Origin of the sequence: Aureimonas sp. AU12 (assembly GCF_001463705.1) — a bacterium.
Taxonomy (GTDB): domain Bacteria; phylum Pseudomonadota; class Alphaproteobacteria; order Rhizobiales; family Rhizobiaceae; genus Aureimonas.
The window spans coordinates 13660-35161 of record NZ_BBWH01000018.1 but is presented as its reverse complement, the minus strand read 5'-3'; the positions used below and the strand labels follow the sequence as shown (position 1 = coordinate 35161).

General features: G+C 69.3%; 26 protein-coding genes and 1 pseudogene. 16 read left to right on the top strand and 11 right to left on the bottom strand.

What is annotated here, in order from left to right; genetic code table 11:
- Window positions 1-3 precede the first annotated feature (3 nt).
- From AUL33_RS06830 to AUL33_RS22055, 7 genes are all read left to right on the top strand, one after another.
- A complete protein-coding gene (locus tag AUL33_RS06830; RefSeq protein WP_062205640.1) occupies window positions 4-303 on the top strand; it encodes a hypothetical protein in 300 nt (99 codons plus the stop codon).
- Window positions 304-397: 94 nt separating this feature from the next.
- Window positions 398-895, top strand: coding sequence for a hypothetical protein (locus AUL33_RS06825; RefSeq protein ID WP_062205637.1), 498 nt, complete (start codon window positions 398-400; stop codon window positions 893-895).
- Window positions 896-990: 95 nt separating this feature from the next.
- Window positions 991-1386 (top strand): hypothetical protein, encoded by a 396-nt coding sequence (locus AUL33_RS06820; RefSeq protein ID WP_062205634.1) that lies wholly within the window; start codon window positions 991-993, stop codon window positions 1384-1386.
- A gap of 95 nt (window positions 1387-1481) precedes the next feature.
- A complete protein-coding gene (locus AUL33_RS06815) occupies window positions 1482-1973 on the top strand; it encodes a hypothetical protein (protein WP_062205631.1) in 492 nt (163 codons plus the stop codon).
- Window positions 1970-2281 carry a hypothetical protein gene (locus tag AUL33_RS06810; protein WP_156419313.1) on the top strand — a complete coding sequence of 104 codons (312 nt, stop codon included), beginning with the start codon at window positions 1970-1972 and terminating at the stop codon, window positions 2279-2281. The genes AUL33_RS06815 and AUL33_RS06810 overlap by 4 nt, the downstream gene beginning before the upstream one ends.
- A 58-nt stretch (window positions 2282-2339) precedes the next feature.
- Window positions 2340-2594 (top strand): hypothetical protein, encoded by a 255-nt coding sequence (locus AUL33_RS06805; protein WP_062205624.1) that lies wholly within the window; start codon window positions 2340-2342, stop codon window positions 2592-2594.
- Window positions 2595-2769: 175 nt separating this feature from the next.
- A complete protein-coding gene (locus AUL33_RS22055) occupies window positions 2770-2925 on the top strand; it encodes a hypothetical protein (protein ID WP_156419312.1) in 156 nt (51 codons plus the stop codon).
- A gap of 37 nt (window positions 2926-2962) precedes the next feature.
- Here AUL33_RS22055 and AUL33_RS06800 read toward each other — a convergent pair whose 3' ends face one another.
- Together AUL33_RS06800 and AUL33_RS06795 are read right to left on the bottom strand one after the other, a co-directional pair.
- A complete protein-coding gene (locus AUL33_RS06800; RefSeq protein WP_062205621.1) occupies window positions 2963-5071 on the bottom strand; it encodes a DotA/TraY family protein in 2109 nt (702 codons plus the stop codon).
- Entirely contained in the window at window positions 5068-5331 is a 264-nt protein-coding gene (locus AUL33_RS06795) for a hypothetical protein (protein WP_062205618.1), read from the bottom strand. The genes AUL33_RS06800 and AUL33_RS06795 overlap by 4 nt, the downstream gene beginning before the upstream one ends.
- 302 nt (window positions 5332-5633) lie before the next feature.
- On the opposite strand from AUL33_RS06795, the gene AUL33_RS06790 reads away from it, so the two are divergent.
- The 3 genes from AUL33_RS06790 to AUL33_RS06780 are packed head-to-tail and all read left to right on the top strand — an operon-like array spanning window position 5634 to window position 8220.
- Entirely contained in the window at window positions 5634-5927 is a 294-nt protein-coding gene (locus AUL33_RS06790) for a hypothetical protein (RefSeq protein WP_062205615.1), read from the top strand.
- 32 nt (window positions 5928-5959) lie between these two features.
- Window positions 5960-7753: a MobA/MobL family protein gene (locus tag AUL33_RS06785; RefSeq protein WP_062205612.1), complete on the top strand. Its 1794-nt coding sequence runs from the start codon at window positions 5960-5962 to the stop codon at window positions 7751-7753.
- On the top strand, window positions 7750-8220 hold the full coding sequence (locus tag AUL33_RS06780; RefSeq protein ID WP_062205607.1) for a hypothetical protein: 471 nt from the start codon (window positions 7750-7752) through the stop codon (window positions 8218-8220). Before AUL33_RS06785 ends, AUL33_RS06780 begins: the two co-directional genes overlap by 4 nt.
- Window positions 8221-8598: 378 nt before the next feature.
- Here AUL33_RS06780 and AUL33_RS06775 read toward each other — a convergent pair whose 3' ends face one another.
- The 6 genes from AUL33_RS06775 to AUL33_RS06750 are packed head-to-tail and all read right to left on the bottom strand — an operon-like array spanning window position 8599 to window position 13112.
- Window positions 8599-9795 (bottom strand): MFS transporter, encoded by a 1197-nt coding sequence (locus AUL33_RS06775; RefSeq protein ID WP_082652377.1) that lies wholly within the window; start codon window positions 9793-9795, stop codon window positions 8599-8601.
- Entirely contained in the window at window positions 9768-11072 is a 1305-nt protein-coding gene (locus AUL33_RS06770) for an arsenic transporter (RefSeq protein ID WP_062205605.1), read from the bottom strand. The genes AUL33_RS06775 and AUL33_RS06770 overlap by 28 nt, the downstream gene beginning before the upstream one ends.
- A 22-nt stretch (window positions 11073-11094) precedes the next feature.
- Complete coding sequence (arsH, locus tag AUL33_RS06765; RefSeq protein ID WP_062205603.1) at window positions 11095-11820, bottom strand: arsenical resistance protein ArsH; 726 nt, start codon at window positions 11818-11820, stop codon at window positions 11095-11097.
- On the bottom strand, window positions 11817-12230 hold the full coding sequence (arsC, locus tag AUL33_RS06760) for an arsenate reductase (glutaredoxin) (RefSeq protein WP_062205677.1): 414 nt from the start codon (window positions 12228-12230) through the stop codon (window positions 11817-11819). Before arsC ends, arsH begins: the two co-directional genes overlap by 4 nt.
- A gap of 7 nt (window positions 12231-12237) precedes the next feature.
- Complete coding sequence (locus AUL33_RS06755) at window positions 12238-12768, bottom strand: arsenate reductase ArsC (RefSeq protein ID WP_062205601.1); 531 nt, start codon at window positions 12766-12768, stop codon at window positions 12238-12240.
- A complete protein-coding gene (locus AUL33_RS06750; protein WP_062205596.1) occupies window positions 12765-13112 on the bottom strand; it encodes a helix-turn-helix transcriptional regulator in 348 nt (115 codons plus the stop codon). Before AUL33_RS06750 ends, AUL33_RS06755 begins: the two co-directional genes overlap by 4 nt.
- A gap of 89 nt (window positions 13113-13201) precedes the next feature.
- Between AUL33_RS06750 and AUL33_RS06745 the strand changes: the two are divergent.
- Window positions 13202-14104 (top strand): annotated as a pseudogene (locus AUL33_RS06745) (YifB family Mg chelatase-like AAA ATPase); the annotation flags it as partial.
- A gap of 180 nt (window positions 14105-14284) precedes the next feature.
- Here AUL33_RS06745 and AUL33_RS06740 read toward each other — a convergent pair.
- Entirely contained in the window at window positions 14285-15100 is an 816-nt protein-coding gene (locus AUL33_RS06740; protein ID WP_062205592.1) for a class I SAM-dependent methyltransferase, read from the bottom strand.
- A gap of 284 nt (window positions 15101-15384) precedes the next feature.
- Window positions 15385-16383, bottom strand: coding sequence for an adenosine kinase (locus AUL33_RS06735; RefSeq protein ID WP_062205588.1), 999 nt, complete (start codon window positions 16381-16383; stop codon window positions 15385-15387).
- A gap of 232 nt (window positions 16384-16615) precedes the next feature.
- Between AUL33_RS06735 and AUL33_RS06730 the strand changes: the two genes are divergently transcribed.
- Entirely contained in the window at window positions 16616-17425 is an 810-nt protein-coding gene (locus AUL33_RS06730; RefSeq protein WP_082652380.1) for a sulfate transporter family protein, read from the top strand.
- Here AUL33_RS06730 and nth read toward each other — a convergent pair.
- A complete protein-coding gene (gene nth, locus AUL33_RS06725; RefSeq protein ID WP_082652379.1) occupies window positions 17352-18299 on the bottom strand; it encodes an endonuclease III in 948 nt (315 codons plus the stop codon). The two genes, AUL33_RS06730 and nth, sit on opposite strands and share 74 nt — an antisense overlap.
- Window positions 18300-18387: 88 nt before the next feature.
- On the opposite strand from nth, the gene AUL33_RS06720 reads away from it, so the two are divergent.
- From AUL33_RS06720 to AUL33_RS06705, 4 genes are all read left to right on the top strand, one after another.
- Window positions 18388-18879, top strand: a complete 492-nt coding sequence (locus AUL33_RS06720; RefSeq protein ID WP_062205584.1) for a DUF2244 domain-containing protein — start codon at window positions 18388-18390, stop codon at window positions 18877-18879.
- Window position 18880: 1 nt separating this feature from the next.
- On the top strand, window positions 18881-19327 hold the full coding sequence (locus tag AUL33_RS06715; RefSeq protein WP_062205581.1) for a GFA family protein: 447 nt from the start codon (window positions 18881-18883) through the stop codon (window positions 19325-19327).
- A gap of 66 nt (window positions 19328-19393) precedes the next feature.
- The gene (locus tag AUL33_RS06710) at window positions 19394-20287 is read left to right on the top strand and encodes an EamA family transporter (protein ID WP_062205578.1); all 894 of its coding nucleotides are present in this window, start codon (window positions 19394-19396) and stop codon (window positions 20285-20287) included.
- Between the two features lie 116 nt (window positions 20288-20403).
- Window positions 20404-21300, top strand: coding sequence for a bifunctional helix-turn-helix domain-containing protein/methylated-DNA--[protein]-cysteine S-methyltransferase (locus AUL33_RS06705; RefSeq protein ID WP_082652375.1), 897 nt, complete (start codon window positions 20404-20406; stop codon window positions 21298-21300).
- Window positions 21301-21502 lie beyond the last annotated feature (202 nt).

The window sequence follows — 21502 nt, the reverse complement described above, 5'->3', positions numbered from 1 at the left end:
ACGATGATCGAGACGACGACCCAGACCCCACGCCGCTGCGGCGCATTGCCGATCGGCGACCGCGCGATGACCGACGCGGAGCGCTCCCGCCGCTACCGTCGCAGGCACTCCACGACCCGCCTCCTGCGGCTCCCGGCGGACCCGGCCGACTGGCTCACCGCCTTGGCCGACCGTCTTGGCGTCGATCCAGGCTCGGTGCTGACCGAGGCGCTTGAGGCTCGGGCATACGTCATCGACCATGCGCCGTGGGTGCTGGAAGACGCGCAGGCGGTGCGGGAGATCGTGGAACGGGGCGGAGCCTGATCCCCGTCCTCCACCCGACCGCTCGCGGCAGGAGCGGCCCAATGGGGGACGGCCAAGACGGCACCCTCGCGACAACCAACAACTGGAGACCAGCATGACCGAGCAGCAGGCCATCACCGAGGTCGAGGACCTCACGCAGGCCATCAGGGATGGCGTCGACTACGGTGCCGTGAACGTCCGCAACACCGCCGTGCAGCTCCGCGAGTTCTACGGCGTCGACGACGCGATCACGGACGAGGAGATCGAGGCGGCGCATGTCGAGGCGATGCGCGCGGACTTCGGTCCGGTGCTGGTCTTCACGCGAGGCGACTACCGCGTCATCGTCGCAGTGAAGATCGGCTACCTCGGCATGATCGAGGACGAGGAGGTCATCCTCCAGGCCGCGCGGGACCTAACGGAGGAAGGTGGCGAGGCCGTCAACCTGGAGCGCGTTTCAGGCCGCGAGGAGGGAGACGACATCCTGCGCGCCTTCCGGATGCCGGAAGGCGCCTACGTCGGCGACGAGACTGACGCGCGACTCGTCCAGCGCTTCGGCGACGATGTCGCACGCTATCGGATCGTGACGCAGTGTCGGACCGCCGAGGCTGCCTGACACCGACCCCGGCAGGCTAAGGCCCGCCGCCCTCCACCAAGCCGCCGGGGATCACCGGCGCCGCAGCGGGACGCGGAGTCCCGGAGAGACACCCCATGGACATCGAGAAAGATTTGACGCCCTCGCGCGAGGGCGATCGGCCGCCCTATGCCGACAGGTGGCACACCCTGTCCGACTGGATGCGTGTGAACATGCGCTCCAAGGACCCGCGCTACTGGACCGCCGAATTTCCCCACGAGGTCACCGGGACCGAGATCGAAGGCGCCGCAGGCGTGCCGAGGGGGTGGACGGTCCAGCTCTTCGTGATCGACAGCGACGATGAGGTCCGCGCCGAGGTGCGCGCTTTCTTCTTCGCGCCCGATCGCTCCGTCACGGTCTCGGTCATGCAGATGCCTGACGACGTCGCGGCACGGAAGGACCTCTACCGTCGATACGTCTGGGAGTCGCGGGACCTCGCTGCCGAGATGTGGGAGCGGCGCGAGGCAGCCTGACGACCCCCCGGCGGGCTACGGCCCGCCGCCCTCCACCAAGCCGCCGCCAACCCGCGCGGCGCCTTGGTGGGGAGCGGTATCCCCCGGAGAGACCCATGGACATCGATGAAATGACAACGCGCCCGCGCGATGACGAGGGCGTGCCTGGCGACGCTTTGGACCTCGCCACCGTAGGCCAGAAGTCCGGTACGGCCGCGGCCCCGATGCGACCCGCCATGCCCCCCTTCGACCACTCCCGATACGAGATTCGGGAGGCCACGCTGGGCGGCATGACCATCCAGGTCTACCAGCGCCCCGCCCGCTTTGGCGGGCGGCTACAATGGTGGTCCGAGGTGTACTGGAGAGGGCACCGTCTCTGGATCGACATCGACGGCCCGGAGATGACGAGGGAGGCTGTGGAGACCGCTGCTCGCGAGCGTGCCGACAGTCTCCGCGAGGTCGTTTACGCGGTCTCCGAGGTAGTGACGAAGGAGGTCTTTTCGGCCTACTTGGCGGCCAAGACGAGCCTCGAGATCGCTCGTTTTGACCGCAATGCCGATCCGACCTGGGTTGCGCTGCCCGACGAGATCGCGGAGCCGCGCGCATGAGACTCCCCGCCAGCCTCCGTGCAATCGAGGCAGGCAAACGCTTGCCCGTCATCTGGGATGTGAACCTCCCCGGGAAGACCGACCGCCACGCCGTCGTCGGTGCCGCCTGGGCCGAGATCGAGGTCGGCGGATTCGTCGTCGCGGCCGAGATCGAGCCGTCGCGCACCTCGTCAGGCTACGAGTGGACCATCGTCGGCGTGTCGGACGACATCCTGCTCCACGGCATCGCCGCGACCTTGGACGACGCCCAGGCATGCGCTGCGGTTGCCGCGGTTGCCGTCCTGGCCGACATCGCCGCCACTTCCTGACCTAGACGCCGTCGCCGACCGCCCGCACGCTGGTCTCCTGACTCACGGGAGACCCCTCATGTTGCCGACGACCGTCCTCCTCGCCCTCCGCCGCCGAACGGCGTTGCGCCGCCTCCTCAGCCTCGCCGGGTATCTCGGCGGGGTTGCCGCCATTGTCTACGGCGTCCTGCTCTTCAATGCCGGGGCTGCCTTGAGCGACGACACGCTCGCGTCTGGCTACTGGCTGACCGGCGCTATCATCGCAATGTTCGGGACCCATGAGGTCCGCCAAGCGATCCGAACCGCCCGCAAGCCCGATCCGATCGAATCTTGACCTTCCTGGACGCCGTTCCTCCACACCTCTACGGCATACCTGTCTGGGGGCGCTCATGCCCAAGCGCGTGGCGTCGCCTGCTGCGCAGGCGAGGCAGCTACCCTCGGCCAAGATGCCGCGTCGAGAGGTCGGAACGGCCGCAGGGGCGGCCAAGAGAACGACAGGAGATCAGGCGATGCGGTACGACTTCTCGATGGTGGCAGGCATCCGTAATCCGCTTCTCCGTGCGCTCGCCGCAATGCTGATCGTCGCCAGTCCGGTCCTTGTTGCCTTCGCCGCCCTCGGCGGCTTTGCACTCCTGTGGAGCCTGTCGGTCATCCACGGTATCTGACGAACAAGGGGACCCGATCGGGTCCCCTTCGCATTCGTTACGCCGCCGACGCGTCAGGCTTCTTGGCGTTGCCCGTGGCCCGCAGCGGGGTTCCGGCCTTTGCCCCTGCCTTGTCGTCGCCAGGCTTGTCTTTCCCCTTGCCCCCGGCCCCTCCCATTTTCGGGAGGTGGCGGTGCCCGCCGACCACCCCGCCGATGACGGTGGACCCGGCTTCGCCCTCGCCCCAAGACGGGACGGAGAACCCAAGGAACTGCCCGACGCGCTCGGGTGCCGTCAGGATCATGCGGTAGCTCCAGAGCACCAGGTGCCATTGGACGTAGACCATGACCCCGACCGACACGACCACGCCCGTCGCGCCGAGGGTGAACCCGACCTGACCCGCATTGAAAGCCAAGTTGTAGCTCGACAGGAACACGTTCAGGAGCGTGACCGTCATCATGTGCGCGGCGACGAAGCCCGCGACCGTCACGACGGGGCGGAGCATCACCGAGATCAGCAGAGAGGCGTAGCCCTGAAGCTGGGCCTTGCCGACGAAGTCCGGCTCGTCGATCCGAACATGCGCAAAGGCCCAGGCAACGACGGCGATGGCTGCGACGAGCACCTCGAGCGCCCATGCCGAGAACGCGAAGAACATGAACAAGAACGGCACCAGCGGCAGCACGTAGACCATGATGGCGCCGCCGAGCCACGCCAGCCCGATCAGGGTCCATCCGGGGACCATGACGAAGTCGAGCAGCCCTTGCCCGGCACCGAGCGCAAAGGCGCTGCCGCCGTAGGCCGCGAGCGCCGTCGCGAACGCAACCTGGCCTCCGACCATCAGCCGGTTGCCAAGCGTCATAAGATCGCCCACGGGATCGGGCCTGAACCCCTCGTACCCCGTGAGGAAGTCGGCAACCGGCGTCGTGACCGAGCCGAGCAGCGTCGCAAAGACGTTCCCGGCACCCGCCGCCTCGCCCGTCAATGCCTCGCCGGAAGCCAGCGTCGTCGCGACGGATTCACGACGGAGCTGGGAGTCGATCAGGGCGAGTGCCGTTCCCACGGGACCCGCCAAGCCCTCCCACGACGCGGGATCGGGAGCCGTCCGGACCGGACGTTCCGCCACGGCCTCCGACGCGGCGAGGGACGAGTGCGCGAGCACCCGGTAGTAGCTCCCCAGCGCGAGGAATCCGCGCTCGCTGACGTCGCGCACGACCTCCTCGCGCAGGCCCGTGTCGTCACCGGTCGACAGAGAGGCGGCGATCTCGGAGAGGCCCCGATCGTACCGATTCCCGGCTTCGCGCAGCGCGGACTCGACCTGCGCACGGAGCAGGCCGCGGGATTGGTAGACGGTCTCGATGTCCGGCCCTGTCAGATGCGCCCCGGCATCCGAAGCAGTCTTGACCGCATCCGCCAGCTTCTCGGCGAAGGGCATGGCCCGGACAGCGCCGATGACCGTGGCGACGGCCTGTCGCCTCGCTTCCCCGAACTCACCCTTCGCGAACCCCTCAGCCGTCGTCAGGGTCAAGCTGCCGCAGGCCGGACCCCATGACCAGGCATAGCCGGCCGTCCGCTCGGGTTGGTCCTCGCCCCATGGCCACCAGGACTCCTCCGCAGGCGAGACGATCGGCGAGCCGCCGGGATCGGGCAGGCGCGCCGCACCTTCTCCCTCGATCACGCGCCACTCTCGCGCCGTCGCGTAGGTTCGCGCGCAGACCTCCGACTCGGCAACGGCGAGGACGAGGTCCCGGCCGGACGCGGAGACCGGCGAAAGGGGATGCCCGTCCTTCAAGGTGAACCCGACCGCGGCCGAGGCGCCCGCGTTCGCGATCTGGATGCCGGGTGCCACGACGAAGTCCCGGAGGACGTAGTGGACGGCCGACAGGCTGCCGAGCGGGATCAGCATCCCGAACCCGAGAACCACCCGAAGCATCGCGAAGACGCTGGACGACTTCTCGGGCACGGGTTCGCCAGTCCGCGCCGCCTGCACGATCAGGGACAGGATGGCGTAGGCGAGGTACGCCGTCGCGATCAGCACAAGCGAAGACGACAGGGAGCGCATGACCACCGCGAACGCGGTGTCGTCCCCGTCGAGCGGCAGCAGCGTGGTTGCCACCTTCCATGCGACGTCCGTATCGCTCGGGGTGGCGAGGAGGTCGGCGAAGGTCACGACCGGCTCTCCTCGAGTTCGGGGAGCAGGGCCAGGTCGGCGAACAGCGCGGCGTCGCGAGGCATCATCCGACCGACCAGCGACGGCAGCACGTCGTCCGAGATCGCCCCGTCCCGGACGGCCGATAGGAGAGCCGCGCCGGCTACGACTTTGCGCCTCGTATCGTCCCGCCGCTCGGCATCCCGTAGCGTTGTCGTCGCCGCCGCGAGGCTCGCTTCCAGCCGCGCCCGCTTCTGTTTGAGCTTCGTCAGGTCCACCATCGTTCCGTCCCCTCATCACGCCGGTCGACCAACGCCGCCGGCGGAATCCCATCGCGCGGAGCGGCGAGTCCTTCCGCGTCGAATGAGCCGCCGACCAGTTTTTCAAGGTTTCGCGCGGCCCGGAGGTGCCCAACGTGGAGCGCCTGACAACGATGGTGAGTGCGGAGGTTGCGTCGAGCAAATCGGCGCCAGACCCTCGTGAGAGGGGAAACCGAAATCCTGGAAGGCGCGGTTATGCGATCTCGTTGAGATCGCCGCGGCCTGCGGCGCTGGCCTCCCCGTCGTCGCCGAGGAGAGACCGCATGCCGACCGTCCTTCGTCAGATCGCCGAGGCCTCGCGTGCAGCCTGGGACCACGCCTCGGCTATCCTCCTCGCCGCGCGGCTGGAGGGCGTGTCCCGTGCCGATCATGACGCGATCGCCGATTTCGCCGACGAGCAGCGCGACCGTTGGATACGCGCTGACGATCGCGCCCGACGCGAGGATGACCGGCTTCGCGCGCTCGAGAACGAGCCAAGCTACTTCGGTGCCACCGGCGGAAGCTGGTGGAGTGACGACGGCCGGGACCCGTTCGCCGAGCCGGACGACCTCGCGTGACTTCGCTCCCGGCTCACGAGGCGCTGTTCCACATGAGCGCGAAGATCGTTCAGCGAAGCCGCGGGAAGAGCGCCGTCGCCGCCGCCGCATACCGCGCCGGGGCGCGTCTGACCGATGCCCGGACGGGCAGCACCTGGGACTACTCGCGCAAGCGCCACGTACTGGATTCCTTCATGACGGGTCCGGCCGACGCGCCCGCCTGGGCGCTGGACCGCGAGACGCTTTGGAGCCGCGTGGAACTGGCCGAGGTCCGCAAGAACTCGCAGACCGCACGCGAGATCGAAATCTCGATCCCCCGGGACCTCCAGCCCGCCGCGTGGCGGGCCTTCTTGGCAGACGTAGCGCGCCCCTACGTCGAGGCCGGAGCCGTGGTCGATACGTGCATCCACGTCCCGCCCGCCGGCGACAACGGGATCAACGCGCATGCCCATCTCCTGATGACCTGCCGCCGGCTCGACCCTGCCAGCCCGACCGGATTCGCCAAGACTCGGAACGATGCCCTTGCCGCGATCTTCGAGAGCGGCGGGCGTCGCGGCGGCACTCGAGGCGATGCTCTCATGGCCGAGCGCGAGCGCGTCGCCGTCGTGGTGAACTCCTACCTCCGCGCCGCCGGCTCGCGACGCCGCGCCGATCATCGCTCCTACCAGGCGCGCGGCGACCCCCGTGCACCTGAGCCGAAGATGGGCGAGCAGCGCGTCGCGGCCGTCCGGAGACGACGGAAACACGATCGCCGATCAGCAGTCGTGACCGGCCTTCGCGAAACCCGAAAACTCGAAAACGAACTCATCGAAACGGAGAAACAAATGGCCTTGTCAGCACGCGGATTCGCCCGCGCCCCCGACCGCAAGAAGGCACTGCACCAGCAGGACTACAAGCTCGGACTCCTCAAGGATCGCTTCCCCGACGCAGTTCTCCCGCCCGGCACCGCCGACTCCCTGTACCTCGTCGATGCCAAGGACCCGCGGAAGGTCCGCGTCCTCCTTCGCGACGGCGGCTGGGTCGAGAGCGACGACGAGTCCGGCACCGTTTCCCTTTGGGGGCCGCGCAGCGCGCCCGCCACCGCCCTCGCGAACGCGATCGCCGAGTCCACCGGCTACGGCGTCGACCGCGTCGAGCGCACCGCCTCCGCCGGGAGGCCCGGCAAAACCCGCCGGAAATCAGCAGTTTCCGAGGACGAGTCGATCTCGATCGCGGACAAATGGCGCCGCCGCGGCTTCGCGGACGTGACGGAAAGTCCCGCCGGGGTCCGCGTCGGGGTTGGCGGCCGTTCCAACCTCCTCGATTCCGGTGATCACGTAGACCTCTTCGGCCCGGTTTCGGACGAGTCCTTGCGCGCCCTCGCGTCCAAAGCGGCCGAGGACTGGGGCGGCAGCCTGACGCTCGACGGCCCATGGCCTGAAGAAGCAACCGGCCGGCTCTGGCTGGAATGCCAGCGCCAGGGCATCGACCTCGTCGGCTACGAGCCGTCACCCGCCGTCGCGGCAGCATGGGCGGCAGAGAGCGGTTCCATTGCCGACACGGCAACGAAACTTCGCGCCGTGCGGTCGGAGACCCGGGAAGCCGACTTGCTCCTGTCGGCGGCATCGGGCGACGTCGCCGCGCTTCGCCGCCTCGATCCCGATCTCCGAGCGTTCGTACAGGGCCACATGGACGACGATCAGCGGTCGGAACTCGCTCGCGCCGACCGCGAGGAGGTCACGGCCTCCCTCCCGGCCTTCCGGAAGCTGGGCCGCGCCGAACTCGATCGCGATCCGAACGCGGCAACCGTCGTTGCGCAGCCCGAGCCGAAGGCCCCGTCCGACGAGTACGAGCGGCGCCCGACGTGACCGCCGTCGCCGCCATTCTCGAATCCCGCCGGGACGCGAACGCGCTCCGGCGGTACATCCGCGAGCGCGCCGCCGGCAGGGGCGCGACCGAGTGGGTCGTCTATGATGGCTCCTTGGGCGCGTGGCTTGCCGCCGACGAAGTGACGGCCACGACGTCCGGCCGCGCGTGGCGCCGCGTCCGCAGGCCGTCCGAGCCATGGTGCTCTGTCCTTGGTCGCGACCTCAGCATCGCGGCCGACGACGAACTTCAGGCGACATTCGCGACGATCGAGCCGGACGACCTCAGCGCGTGGCGATGCCTGCACATCGCCGCCGACCGCTCCCCGTCCGGATGCCTGGCCGAATGGCGGGCACGCGGCCGGCGCCTCCTCGCCGCCGTGTCGAGCGAACCCGTCGAGGCGGGCGGAACCTTGGCCGGGCGGTTCGCCGCGAGAGGGACGGGCAAGCGGAGCCTCGCGGCCGTCTGACGCGGCGGGCGTGCGTGCCACGTCGCAAGGATTCGTCGGGGTAGGAAAGTGCCACCCCGTCCGCTCGATGCGACGAGATGGCTCGCAGGAAGGCCGTTTTAAGCGCTTCGACCCCTTGGGTGGGCTTGGACACCACCCGAACCGTCTTCGCCGCTCCTGTCGAACGCCGACACGTAGGAGGAGGCCCGCAAGGACGGAATACCCCTGCCGGGGCCATGGAGTGCGGCGTCGGGGGTGGTCGGTCCCGCGACCGCCTTCGGCTGTCGCTCCTGCGGCTACCCCGGGGACCGCTCGCCGCACGCGAGACTCCCGCGCCGTCCGCCGAGGGGCGGTCGCCATGCTCGGCGCTCCGGTACTCTGACTCTCAGTTGGCATCCTTCAGCGTGACGGCATCCGCGATGCGGCGATCGTCAGCGAGGCCACGAGGACGACGCCGACGCATGCGAGGACTGCCAGGAGACCTAGGGTCGCCGACGGACCCGCGTAGGAGATCATGGCGGCGCCGGCCGTCGGCGCGATCGCCTGCGCCATCTGCGCCGGCCGTGCGAGCCGTCCCATCATCGTCGGGTACGCCTCCGGACCGAACAGCGCCAAAGGCACGGTACCGCGGGCGATCGAGAGGATGCCGTTCCCGGCGCCGTAGAGGACGACGGCCACCGCTACGGCCGATGTCTCGAATGCGAGGAGGCACAATCCGACGGCGATGAGGACGACAGCCGCACGCAGCGTCCAAAGTGGGTGGTGCCGCTCGCGACCGGCCATCTCCAAAAGACGCGCTCCGACCTGCGCCGGCCCGACCATCGCGCCGAGCGTGACGGCCGCCGCCAACGTCTCGCCGCGCGCTTGCAGGAGCGTCAGGAGATGGACCGAGACGAGGCCCATGATCGCGCCCGAGACGACGAGCAGCGCGGCCAGCACGAGGAACGTGCGATCCCCGGTCGGGACACCAAGTCCATCGCTGCCAGGTCCGCTCCTCGTGACCGTCGATGGCGGCACCCGCGGGATGAACCGCAATGCCAGCGGCAGGGACACGAGGAGATGGAGGGCGGCATAGACCAAGCATGTCGCCCGCCATCCGAGATGGTCGACGAGGAGCGCCGACAAGGGCCAGCAGACCGTGCTGGCGAACCCGCCCCAGAGAGTCAGGGTGGTGATGGCGGAACGGGCGTCGGAACCGTAGAGGCGGCCGAGCGTCGCGAAGGCCGGATCGTAGAGGCCCATGCCCATGCCAAGCCCCATCGCCAGCCAGCCCGCGAGGAACGTCGGCAGGTTCGCGGCCGACCCGAGGACGGCGAGGCCGGACGCGAGTAGCACCGCCCCGCTCGCGAGGACCGCCCGCCCGCCGGCCCGCCCGATCGTCGCGCCGATCCACGGCGAGGCTGCCGCGGATACGAGCAGGCCGACCGTCAGACCCCCGATGATCCACGGCAAGGGCCATCCGGTGTCCGTGGCGATCGGGAGGGCGAGGACGGCCGGCAGGTAGTACGAGGACCCCCACGCGAGGATCTCGAAGACGCCGAGTGCCGGGATGACCTGCCACCGCGGTCTCACGACACGACCGGAAGCCAGACCCATAGCGCCACGAGCGCCGCGAGCAGGACCGGCGGCGTCAACACGAGGCCGACCTTCATGTACTGGCCCCATGTGATCGTCTGCCCCTTGCCCGCGAGGACGTGGAGCCAGAGCAGCGTCGCGAGCGAGCCGATCGGCGTGAACTTCGGTCCGAGGTCGTTGCCAACGACGTTGGCGTAGACCATGAGCTCGCGGGTCAACGGGTCGAGGGTGGCGCGGTCGATGGCAAGCGCCCCGACGAGGGTGGCTGGCATGTTGTTCATGACGGAGGCGAGCGCCGCCACGACAAAGCCTGTGCCGATCGTGGCGACGAAGGTGCCCTGCTGGCCGAGCCAGACGAGGACCCCGGCGGCGATGTCGGTCAGCCCGGCGTTCCCGAGGCCATAGACCACGAGATACATGCCGATCGAGAAGAGCACGATCTGCCACGGTGCCTCGCGCAGCACCTTGGCGGGCGGCACGACGGCACCATGACCGCCCGCGAACCATCGCCCGGCGACCGCCATCAGGATGACGGCAGCCGCGCCGGTCACGAACGAGATCGGCACGCCGAGCGGTCCGGTGACGAAGTAGGCGACGAGCAGGAGGCCAAGCAGCGGGAAGGCGGCGCGGAACACCTGGCGGTCCTTGATGGCGTGTCCCGGGTCCTCCAGCGCTGACGTGTCGTAGCGCTCGGGAATGTCCCGTCGGAAGTAGGTCCAGAGGACGAGCAGGGTCGCCCCGAGCGACACGAGGTTCACCGGGACCATGACCGCGGCGTAGCGTCCGAAGGAAACGTCGAAGAAGTTCGCCGTCACGATGTTCACGAGGTTCGACACGACGAGGGGAAGCGACGTCGCGTCGGCAACGAAGCCGCAGGCGACGACGAAGGCGAGCGCCCCGGCCGGAGGGAAGTTCAGGCGCAGGAGGATCGCGAGGACGATCGGTGTTAGGAGCAACGCGGCGCCGTCGTTCGCGAAGACCGCAGCGATGGCCGCGCCAAGGACCACGACGAGGGGGAACAGCCGTCGCCCGTCGCCGCCGCCCCACCGTGCGACGTGAAGAGCGGCCCAGGCGAAGAACCCGGCCTCGTCGAGGATCAGCGAGATGACGATCAGCGCGACGAAGGTGAATGTCGCGTCCCAGACGATGTCCCAGACCGTGGCGATGTCCGCCCAGTCGACGACGCCGGTCGCGAGCGCGACGACGGCGCCGCCGAGCGCCGACCAGCCGATGCCAAGTCCGCGCGGCTGCCAGATGACGAGGACGAGGGTGGCGACGAAGATCGCGAGGGCGAGCATGGGATGTCCGGATGCGGGAGGGTCAGATGGCGCGCAGGTTGACGCGCTTCGAAAGCTCCTCGGCGCTCTCGACGCGTTCGGAGTAGCGGTCCGTCAGATAGGACGACCGGCCGCGTACGAGGTGGGTGAACTTCGCCAGTTCCTCGCAGACGTCGACGACCCGGCCGTAGAGGGCGGAGGGCTTCATGCGCCCGGCCTCGTCGAACTCGAGGAAGGCCTTCGGGACCGACGACTGGTTCGGGATCGTCACCATGCGCATCCAGCGTCCGAGGATTCGCATCTGGTTCACGGCGTTGAACGACTGCGAGCCTCCCGACACCTCCATGACGGCGAGCGTCTTGCCCTGCGTCGGCCGAACGCTTCCGACCGCCAGCGGAATCCAATCGATCTGCGCCTTCATGATCCCGGTCATCGCCCCGTGACGCTCTGGACTGACCCAGACCATGCCCTCCGACCATTCCGCCAGGTCGCGCAGCTCCTTGACCTTCGGATGGTCCGGCTTGGCCCCGTCGGGTAGCGGCAGTCCCCGCGGGTCGAAGGTGCGCACCTCGCAGCCGAACCAGCGAAGCAGGCGCCCGGCCTCCTCGGACAGGAGCCGGGAGAAGGACCGTTCCCGGATCGAGCCGTAGAGGACGAGGATGCGCGGCGGATGCGTCGGCCCGCCAGGCAGGCCGAGCGCCTCGACGTCGATCGGGAGAAGCGCGGACGGATCGACGCTCGGCAGGTCGGTGGAGACGGGATCGGTCATTCGGACGCGCCCGGCGCCGCGACCGTCTCGCCGTCCTCCTTGGTGAAGGTGTGGACTGGACGATCGAGGAGCGGGAGCACAGCCTCGGACGGGCGACAGAGCCTCACGCCCTTCTCCGTCACGACGATCGGCCGATTGATGAGGATCGGGTGCGCCATCATCGCGTCGAGCAGTTCCTCGTCCGAGAGGGCTGGATCGCCCAGCCCGAGTTCGGCATAGGGCGTGCCCTTCTCCCGCAGGAGTTCGCGGGGCCTCATGCCCATCGCGTCGAGAAGTTCGGCCAAGGTCTCCCGGCTCGGCGGGGTCTTCAGGTACTCGATGACCACAGGCTCCTCGCCGGACTGGCGGATCATCTCCAGCGTGTTGCGCGACGTCCCGCAGGCGGGGTTGTGGTAGATCGTGACGGGCATGGACACCTCAGGCGACATCGGGACGCGGGAAGGACGCGCCTTCGAGCTGGCCGATCTCGCGCACCTTGGCCGTCAGGCTCGACCTCTCCAGGGAGACGAGCGGCAGCGCGGTAAAGGCGGAGACCCGGTTTTTCATGAAGCGGAACGCCTGGGTGAAGGCGGCGCGCTTCCAGATGTCGCCGCGCGTCTCGTGGCTCGGGTCCTCGATGCCCCAGTGCCCGGTGACGGGTTGGCCCGGCCAGACCGGGCAGGATTCGCCCGCGGCTTGGTCGCAGACAGTGAAGACGAAGTCCATGACGGGAGCGCCGGGCACGGCGTACTCGTCCCACGACTTCGACCGCATGCCGTCGGTCGGGTAGCCGAGTTCCTGAAGAACCTCCAGCGCCATCGGGTTGACCTCGCCTTTCGGCTGGCTTCCTGCGGAAAAGGCGTTGAACATCCCGCCGCCATCCTTGCGCAGGATGCTCTCGGCGAGGATCGAGCGGGCGGAGTTGCCCGTGCAGAGGAAGAGGACGTTGAAGGGACGGGCGGCGCTCATGAGCAGGTCTCCGACGTGCAGGCGGGAAAGAGGTTGGCGAGGTCGCCGCAGATCTCGAGATTCCCCGAACAGCAGTCCTCGGTCAGGAAGGCGAGGAGTTGGCGCATGTCGTCGTAGCTCGCCGCGTAGAGGATGCGGCGCCCGTCGCGCCATGACCGCAGGAGCTTCGCGCGCTCCAGCGTCGCGAGGTGGAAGCTCATCCGCGTCGGCGGGATGGAAAGGGCATCGGCGATCTCGCCCGACGGCATGCCGTTCGGACCCGCGCGGACCAGCATCCGGAACGCCGCAAGACGGTCGGCATGGGCAAGGGCGGCGAGTGCAGAAACGGCTGAGTCATCGTTCATGCCTGCGACTATGCAAGCATCCTTGTAGTATTCAAGTGCGTTTCGGCAGACCTGGCAAAACTCCGCAGAAGCGCGCTTATTTTATGTATCATACAATGCTGATGTCCGGTCCGCCGGGTTCGGGGAAGTCGATGCTGGCGGCGCGCCTGGCCTCGATCCTGCCCGCGCTGTCGCCGCGCGAGCTTCTGGAGGTCTCGATGGTGGCCTCGATCGCAGGCGAACTGTCGGAGGGACGCCTGTCCGACCGGCGCCCGTTCCGCGCGCCGCATCATTCCGCCTCGATGGCGGCGATGGTCGGCGGGGGCGTCCGGGCACGGCCGGGCGAGGTGTCGCTCGCCCATCGCGGCGTTCTCTTCCTCGACGAGTTCCCCGAGTTCTCCCCGGCGGTGCTGGACTCGCTGCGTCAGCCCATCGAGAGCGGCGACAGCGTCATCGCGCGCGCCAACCACCGCGTCACCTATCCCGCGCGCTTCCAGCTGGTGGCGGCCATGAACCCGTGCCGCTGCGGCATGGCGGGCGAGCCCGGCCATGTCTGCGCGCGCGGCGCGCGCTGCGTCACCGACTATCAGGCGCGCATTTCCGGCCCGCTGATGGATCGCATCGACATCCGCATCGACGTGCCCGCCGTCACCGCCTTCGACCTGATCCAGCCTGCCCCGGCGGAGCGCTCGCAGGCCGTGCGCGCCCGGGTCGAGGCCGCGCGCGGGCGCCAGGCGCGGCGCTTCGAGGCGCTGGGCCTGCCGCCGGCCACGCTCAACGCGCAGATGCCGGCCGCCCTCGTCGAGACGGTGGCCGCGCCGGACGCCGCGGGCACCCGGCTCCTGCACGATGCCGCCGAGCAGATGAAGTTCTCGGCCCGCGCCTATCACCGCATCCTCAAGGTCGCCCGGACGCTGGCCGACCTCGCCGGCTCCGAGAGGGTCGGGCGCGCCCATCTCGCCGAAGCCATCTCCTACCGCGTCGTCAGCGAAAACCGGCAGGCTGCCGCCTGACAGCGGATCCTGGAACGCCGCGGCGGCGCGGCGCGGCCGCGGAGCGACCGAGGGTCTTCTTGTGCCGTCTCAGGGTCTCGGCAAGGGCCGCGACCGAGCCCGAGGCGGAAGGACCCGTCGAGATGGCGCCCCTTCATGCCCCCCCCCGCCGCCGCCGAACCGGACTGCGTCGCATTCGTCTCAGTTCACCGCGATCGTCACCCGAAGGAAGGTCGCGGGAATGGACGTCGCTTGAGGAGACGGGCTCGTGTTGCAAGCCTGGAAGAGAGCCTCGAGTTCGGCCTGCAGCGAGTCGGCACGACCGTCTTTGGCGGCGGCCTCGAAGGCGTTCATCGTCGGGCCGTAGGACCGCCGGAATTCGTCCACGAGGGCGGCGGGCGTGCAGGGAAACTCGAAGCGGTAGGTGTCCCTGGTAAAGCTTATGCTGTCGCTTACTATGCCGGCGCTCGCGAACCGCTCGGCGACATCGGCCTCGATGCCCCATCTCATCGGGCTGACGAAGCCTTCGGCTGGCGGCGGCGCATAGGCGGCGCTGATCTTCAGGATCTGCGCAACCAGTGTGGGATCGTTCGGGATCCAGTTTCCCATCACGATCCGCCCGCCAGGCCGAGTGACACGGACCATTCCACGAGCAACGTCGAGGGGCCGGGGCGCGAACATGGCGCCGAACATGCTGACGACGAGATCGAAACGGTCGTCTTCCAGACCCGCCAGATCGCTGGCATCGCCTTCCTGAAAGACGATGTTCGCGAGACGTTCGTCCTGAACGCGTTGGTTGCCCGCCTCGACCAGATTGCGGGCGATATCGACACCGAGCACCTCGGCGCCGAGCTTGGCGGCCGGTATCGCAGTCGTGCCGTCACCGCATCCCAGATCGAGGACCTTCAGTCCCGGCCGGATGCCGAGGCTGGCGACGAAGCCTTCGCCACCTTGGCGCATGCCGGTCGCGATCCGCGTAAAGTCCCCCTTCTCCCATAAGGCCTTGTTCGGGTTCATCAGATCCTCCCATCGTCGTGCGAGTTACGGATCTACCCTGTTACGCCAACCTGTTACGCCAATAAATATACCCGTTCGGATCATTCCGGGCGTCCGGACAGCCAACTCCGTCGCGGGCCTGCGTGCCCTCGATCAACCGGGCCGGGGGGCAGGAGCCGGGATGCACCGGCGACACAGGAGCCACGGACGGTCAGGCGGTGATGACGGGCCGGGCGAAGGGCTGAAGGCGTACGGCCCGTCTCGGCTCGTGCCGATCGGTTCTCGCATGCAGAACCTCGTGCGGTTCAGCGCAGGATCTCCCGCACGCCCGGCAGGTCGAGGAGCGAGACCTGGGGGCGGGGGCCGACCTGGGTGATGATGTGGCCGGCGGCGATGGCGCCGAGGCGCGCGCTCGCCTCGTGTGATCGGCCTGCCGTGTAACCGCGCAGGAAGCCGCTGGCGAAGAGGTCGCCGGCGCCCGTCGTGTCGACGACGTGCTCGACCGGCGTCGCCGGCACGGCCCGGCGCTCGGCGCCCTCGACGACGACGCAGCCCTCGGCCCCGCGCGTCACGACGGCAAAACGTTCGGCATCCTCGCCGATGCGGTGCAGCGCCTCCTCCAGCACCTCCGTCTCGTAGAGCGCCAGGGCTTCCGCCTCGTTGGCGAAGACGATGTCGACCGTGCCCGAGCGCATGAGATCGAGGAACTCGGCGCGGTAGCGGTGGACGCAGAAGCTGTCCGACAGCGTCATCGCCACCTCGCGTCCGTTGGCGTGGGCGATTCCCGCTGCCTTGAGGATCGCGTCCTTGGCGAGTGGGGGATCCCAGAGATAGCCCTCGAAATAGGTGACGCTCGCCGCCGCCACGACGCTTTCGTCGATATCGGCGGGCGAAAGCTCGACGCAGGCGCCGAGGAACGTGTTCATCGAGCGCTCGCCGTCCGGCGTCACGAGGATCATCGAACGGGCGGTCGGCGGGTCGCCCGCGAGCGGCGCGGTGGCGAAGTGGACGCCGAGCGCGGTGATGTCATGGGCGAAGATCCGACCGAGCACGTCCTCGGACACCTTGCCGATATAGGCCCCGCGCCCGCCGAGCGAGACGAGGCCCGCCACCGTGTTGCCGGCCGAACCGCCGGAGGTCTCGATCGCCGGGCCCATCTGTCCGTAGATCTCCAGCGCGCGGGCGGCATCCACCAGCGTCATCGCGCCCTTCTCGATCCCGGCCCTGGCCAGAAAGGCGTCGTCGGTGCGGGAGATGATGTCGACGATGGCGTTGCCGATCGTCAGGACGTCGTAGCGGGGCATGGGCAAGGCACTCTTGCAAGATCGATGGGAGGGTTGGACGGACCGTTTCATCGATTACAGACCCGGACCCCAAACGCCAAGGCCTTGCGGTGCCGTTGCATTGCGGTGTGAAAGCCCCACGATGTCGTCGCTTGCGTCACCGAAGCTTTACGGCGTCGTTGCCTTGGCGCAGCCGGGCTCCCATCTTGGCGGCGAACAGACCTCGTTCTCCGCTCTCGAAGAGACCCGCGCCATGATCCTCACCTCCGCCGCGCTCGGCTTGCGGGACCTTCTCTCGGCCCCGTTCCGCGCCGTCCTCTGGAAATCGCTGGGACTGACGGCGCTCGTGCTGGTGATCCTCTGGTTCGCCGTGCGCTGGCTCGTCCAGTCCGAGGTGATCCCCTTCTTCGCGCGCTTCGCGCCGGACATGCCGGCTTGGCTCGATCATGCGGAAGGCTTCGCCGCCTTTGCCGCCGGGCTGGTTCTGGCGCTGCTGCTCGCCTTCCTCATCGCGCCGGTCAGCGCCGTGATCGCCGGCCTGTTCCTCGACGATGCCGCGGCGGTGGTGGAGCGCGAGAGCTATCCGACGAGCCCGCAGGGGCGGGAACTGCCGCTGGCGCGCAGCCTCGTCCTGTCGTTGCGCTTCTTCGGCATCGTCATCCTCGGCAATCTCCTCGCCTTCGCGCTGCTCCTCGTGCCGGTGGTCAACATCGCCGCCTTCTTCCTCGTCAACGGCTACCTGCTGGGGCGCGAATATTTCGAGTTCGCGGCGTTGCGCTATCGCTCGGAAGCCGAGGCGAAGGCCCTGCGCTCGAAATACGGCGCGACGATCTTCCTCGCCGGCCTCGTCCTCGCCGCCTTTCTCGCCGTGCCCATCCTCAACCTCCTGACGCCGCTCTTTGCCGCCGCGACGATGGTGCATCTCCACCAGCGCATCGCCCGCAAGGAGGGCGGCCTGCCGCTGCGCGGCCCCCTCGGTGATCCCATGCTCAGCGCGACGGCGACGACGCCAGCCCCGGCGGCAGCGGCTGCGGGCCGGCCGGACGAACGGGAAGCGCGATGAGGGGTGCGGGCTGGTCGCACCATTTCTCGTCGGCGCGGCAGAGATCGGCGATGATGCAGGCCTCGCAGTCGGGTTTCCTCGCCTTGCAGACGTAGCGCCCGTGCAGGATCAGCCAGTGATGGGCATGGCGCAGGAAGCCGGCGGGAATGATCCGCAGGAACCCCTCCTCCACCGCCTCTGGCGTCTTGCCCGGCGCGATCTTCAGCCGGTTGCCGATCCGGAAGATATGCGTGTCGACCGCCAGCGTCTCCTCGCCGAAGGCGGTGTTGAGAACGACGTTGGCGGTCTTGCGACCGACGCCCGGCAGCGCTTCCAGCGCCTCGCGGGTGCGCGGCACCTCGCCGCCGGTCTCCTCCACCAGACGCTGCGCCAGCGCCGCGACGTTCTTCGCCTTGTTGCGATAGAGGCCGATCGACTTGATCGCCTCGCGGATCGCCTCTTCGCCGAGCGCCGCCATCGCTTGCGGCGTGTCGGCCCTGGCGAAGAGGCCGCGCGTCGCGCGGTTGACGCCGGCATCGGTCGCCTGCGCCGATAGAACCACGGCGACGAGCAGGGTGAAGGCGCTGGAATGCTCGAGTTCGGGCTGCGGCTCGGGGCGCTGCACGGCAAAGCGGCGGAAGATCTCGGCGATCTCGTCGGGACCGTAGGGGATCTTCGGGCGACGCCTGGCCGTCTTGCGCCGCGTGGCGGCGGCAACGCTCGATGCGGTGCCGGTGGCCGGCGCCTTTGCAGCCCTGGTGCGGGCCGGCGGCCCCTTCGCGGCAACGGCCGGTTTCGTCGCGGCATCAGCCGAACCCGTCTCGGCCGCGACGAGCGACGGCTGCGCTGTTTTGGCCCGGCGCACGGATTTGGCGGCGGGCGCCTTTTCTGCCATTTCTCGAACGCTCCCGATGAGGTTGCCCGTCCCGCGCCGGACCTTGGGTCCCTCGGTGCGGACGGATCGGTGGAAGGACGGGATTTCCATGACGGGGATCGGCGACATGCGCAACGAGGCTCCGCTGTTCGAGGCGATGCTCACCCCGCATCGCTCGCTCGGGCGGCGCGGCTTCAACGTAACGATGGGGCTCGTCGCTGTGGTGTCGTTGGGCTCGGGCATCATGTTCGTGGCGAACGGGGCCTGGCCGGTGGTCGGCTTCTTCGGCCTCGACGTGGCGCTGCTCTGGATCGCGCTCAGCGCCAGCAACCGCTCGGCGCGGGCGCGCGAAGAGGTGTCGGTGTCGCGCATGGAACTCGCGATCCGCAAGATCTCGGCCCGCGGCCAGGTCAGCGAAAGCCGCTACAATCCGAGCTGGACGCGCTTTCGCGTCGCCCGCCACGAAGAGATCGGCGTGACCCGCATGAGCGTCAGCGGCGAGGGCCGCACCACCGAGATCGGCGCCTTCCTCAACCCCGACGACCGCGAAAGCTTCGCCGCCGCCTTTTCGCGGGCGCTGGCCGATGCCAAGCGCGGGTGAGATGACTGGCGCCGTGTCGCCTCCTGATCTCGACAGGACGGAACATGACGGCGCCTGCCATTGCGGCGCGGTGCGCTTTCACGTGCGCTTGAGCGAGGGCCTACGCTCGGCGAGCCGCTGCACATGCTCCTACTGCCGGATGCGCGGCACGGCGGCCGTCACTACCCGGCACGGCGATCTCCAGATCCTCGCCGGCAAGGACAAGCTGACGCTCTACCGCTTCAACACGATGACCGCGCGCCACTATTTCTGCTCGGCCTGCGGGATCACCGTCTACCACCAGCGGCGCTCGAACCCCGAGGAACTCGGCGTCAACGCCGCCTGCCTTGCCGGCGTCAGCCCCTTCGACTTCCCGGCCCTTCCCGTCACCGACGGCGTCCGCCACCCGTCCGACCATCCCGATGCGCCCGAGATCGTCGGCACGCTGCGCTTCGATCCCGTGCGGTAGTCCGGGCGGCTTCTCGTCGGTCCGGGCAACCTTGGCACCCCGCGAACGATCTGCCACAAGCGCGGCATGGAAACCGCCGCGCTGCCGCTCCGCCACCTTCTGCTCGCGCTGGCCGTGGTGGCGGTCTGGGGCACGAATTTCGTGGTAATCCGCATCGGGCTGGATCACCTGCCGCCGCTCCTCTTCGCGGCGCTGCGCTTTCTCTTCGCCTGCCTGCCTGGAGTCTTCTTCGTCCGTAGGCCGCGCGTTCCCTTCGTCAGCATGGCCGCCTACGGTCTTCTCATCGGCGCCGGGCAGTTCGGCCTGCTTTTCATCGCCCTGCGCTCGCAGATCGCGCCGGGCCTCGCCTCGCTCGTCATTCAGGTGCAGGTCTTCTTCACCATCGGCCTCGCCGTCTGGCTCTCGGGCGAGCGGGTGCGCTCGTTCCAGTGGGGGGCGCTGGCGCTCGGCGCTACCGGGCTCCTCGTCATCGCCGCGCACACGGATGCCGCCACCACGCCGCTCGGGCTCGGGCTCGTCGTCCTCGCCGCACTCTCCTGGGCGGGCGGCAACATCGTCGCCAAGCGCAGCGGCGTCACCGACATGCTACCCTTCGTGATCTGGGCGAGCCTCTTCTCGGCGCCGCCGCTCTTCCTCGCCTCGTTCGCGCTGGAGGGCTGGGACGCGATCCGCGCCGGCATCCTTTACGCCGACGCCACGACCTGGGCCGCGGTCGCCTGGCAGACGGTGGGCAACACGCTGTTCGGCTACACGGCCTGGGGCTTCCTCCTGTCGCGCCATCCCGCCGCCTCGATCACGCCGACCGCGCTGCTCGTGCCCGTTTTCGGCATGGCCGCCTCCTTCATCTGGCTCGGCGAGCCCCTGCCCCTCTGGAAGCTCGGCGCCGCCGCGCTGGTGATGAGCGGGCTGGCGCTTGGCCTCCTCTATCCGCGCTGGCGCGTCCGGGCGGGCCGCATCTGAGGCCGCGCTCCGGCCCTGCGCCTCCTTGTGGGACGAAACCTCGACCGCCGCCCCGAAAACGGGTGGAAGCGCGCTCCGACAGGGCCCATTCTCCCGGTATCGCAGGGAGACCCGCCATGACCCTTCACACGCCATCGCCGCGTGACGCCGAGCCCGGCTTTGCCGCCGTCGTCCCGACCAGCGACTATCCGCTGGTGCGCCGCGCCATCGAGTTCATCTCGCTCGCCTATCGCGAGCAGCCCTCGCTCGACGCCATCGCCGGCGCGCTCGACGTCTCGCCCGATCATCTGGAAGCGGCGTTCCGGCGCTGGGCGGGCCTCAGCCCGAAAGCCTTCCTGCAGGCGGTGACGATCGACCATGCGAGGCGGCTCTTGAGCGAGGGCCTGCCGCTGCTCGAAGCCGCGCACGAGGTGGGTCTCTCCGGCCCCTCGCGCCTGCACGATCTCTTCGTCAAGCACGAAGCGATGAGCCCCGGCGTCCACAAGGCCAAGGGCGAAGGGCTGGCGCTCGCCTACGGCTTCACCGACGGCCCGTTCGGGCGCACGCTCGCGGTCTGGACCGACCGCGGGCTGGCGGGCCTCGCCTTCAGCGACGAGGACCGGGGCGGCGACGCCCATGCGCTGGCCGACATGCTCGGCCGCTGGCCGCGCGCGGCCGCCACGCGCGACGATGCGGGCGCGGCGACGATAGTGGCGCGGATCTTCCGGCCCGACGCCTGGCGCGCCGACGCGCCGCTGCGCGTCGTTCTCATCGGCACGGATTTCGAGGTGCGGGTGTGGGAGCGGCTTCTCGCCATTCCGCTCGGCGCCGCCACCACCTATTCGGCGGTGGCCACCGAGATCGGCGCGCCGAAGGCCTCGCGCGCGGTGGGCGCGGCGGTCGGGCGCAACCCGATCTCCTTCGTGGTGCCCTGCCACCGGGTGGTCGGCAAGTCCGGTGCGCTCACCGGCTATCACTGGGGTCTGACGCGCAAGCGCGCCATGCTCGGCTGGGAGTTCGGCCTCGCGGGCTGAGCGCGGCGCCGATCGCCGCAGGCGGGAACCGCCGGGCCCAGCTTCGGCTTCTGCCGTCGGTGCGAAGCGGCGCGGCGGAGGAACGATGACGGCAAGGCTTCGAACGGCCAAAACGACGGCGACCCCGCGCGAACCGGCTGTGCCGAAGAGGCGGGCGCCCCGCCCCCGCAAAGACCCTGCTGCAAGTACGGACACCCCGACG

Coding starts and splice junctions, on each gene's coding strand:
- arsH (WP_062205603.1), bottom strand. CDS start 11,820: ATGACCGATCCCGTCTCCACCGACCTGCCGAGCGTCGATCCGTCCGCG.
- AUL33_RS06715 (WP_062205581.1), top strand. CDS start 18,881: ATGACTGGCGCCGTGTCGCCTCCTGATCTCGACAGGACGGAACATGAC.
- AUL33_RS06735 (WP_062205588.1), bottom strand. CDS start 16,383: ATGCCCCGCTACGACGTCCTGACGATCGGCAACGCCATCGTCGACATC.
- AUL33_RS06830 (WP_062205640.1), top strand. CDS start 4: ATGATCGAGACGACGACCCAGACCCCACGCCGCTGCGGCGCATTGCCG.
- arsC (WP_062205677.1), bottom strand. CDS start 12,230: ATGCCCGTCACGATCTACCACAACCCCGCCTGCGGGACGTCGCGCAAC.
- AUL33_RS06820 (WP_062205634.1), top strand. CDS start 991: ATGGACATCGAGAAAGATTTGACGCCCTCGCGCGAGGGCGATCGGCCG.
- AUL33_RS06785 (WP_062205612.1), top strand. CDS start 5,960: ATGAGCGCGAAGATCGTTCAGCGAAGCCGCGGGAAGAGCGCCGTCGCC.
- AUL33_RS06720 (WP_062205584.1), top strand. CDS start 18,388: ATGACGGGGATCGGCGACATGCGCAACGAGGCTCCGCTGTTCGAGGCG.
- AUL33_RS06790 (WP_062205615.1), top strand. CDS start 5,634: ATGCCGACCGTCCTTCGTCAGATCGCCGAGGCCTCGCGTGCAGCCTGG.
- AUL33_RS06755 (WP_062205601.1), bottom strand. CDS start 12,768: ATGAGCGCCGCCCGTCCCTTCAACGTCCTCTTCCTCTGCACGGGCAAC.
- nth (WP_082652379.1), bottom strand. CDS start 18,299: ATGGCAGAAAAGGCGCCCGCCGCCAAATCCGTGCGCCGGGCCAAAACA.
- AUL33_RS06795 (WP_062205618.1), bottom strand. CDS start 5,331: ATGGTGGACCTGACGAAGCTCAAACAGAAGCGGGCGCGGCTGGAAGCG.
- AUL33_RS06750 (WP_062205596.1), bottom strand. CDS start 13,112: ATGAACGATGACTCAGCCGTTTCTGCACTCGCCGCCCTTGCCCATGCC.
- AUL33_RS06705 (WP_082652375.1), top strand. CDS start 20,404: ATGACCCTTCACACGCCATCGCCGCGTGACGCCGAGCCCGGCTTTGCC.
- AUL33_RS06810 (WP_156419313.1), top strand. CDS start 1,970: ATGAGACTCCCCGCCAGCCTCCGTGCAATCGAGGCAGGCAAACGCTTG.
- AUL33_RS06815 (WP_062205631.1), top strand. CDS start 1,482: ATGGACATCGATGAAATGACAACGCGCCCGCGCGATGACGAGGGCGTG.
- AUL33_RS06770 (WP_062205605.1), bottom strand. CDS start 11,072: ATGCTCGCCCTCGCGATCTTCGTCGCCACCCTCGTCCTCGTCATCTGG.
- AUL33_RS06825 (WP_062205637.1), top strand. CDS start 398: ATGACCGAGCAGCAGGCCATCACCGAGGTCGAGGACCTCACGCAGGCC.
- AUL33_RS06740 (WP_062205592.1), bottom strand. CDS start 15,100: ATGAACCCGAACAAGGCCTTATGGGAGAAGGGGGACTTTACGCGGATC.
- AUL33_RS06730 (WP_082652380.1), top strand. CDS start 16,616: ATGATCCTCACCTCCGCCGCGCTCGGCTTGCGGGACCTTCTCTCGGCC.
- AUL33_RS06805 (WP_062205624.1), top strand. CDS start 2,340: ATGTTGCCGACGACCGTCCTCCTCGCCCTCCGCCGCCGAACGGCGTTG.
- AUL33_RS06710 (WP_062205578.1), top strand. CDS start 19,394: ATGGAAACCGCCGCGCTGCCGCTCCGCCACCTTCTGCTCGCGCTGGCC.
- AUL33_RS22055 (WP_156419312.1), top strand. CDS start 2,770: ATGCGGTACGACTTCTCGATGGTGGCAGGCATCCGTAATCCGCTTCTC.
- AUL33_RS06775 (WP_082652377.1), bottom strand. CDS start 9,795: ATGGGTCTGGCTTCCGGTCGTGTCGTGAGACCGCGGTGGCAGGTCATC.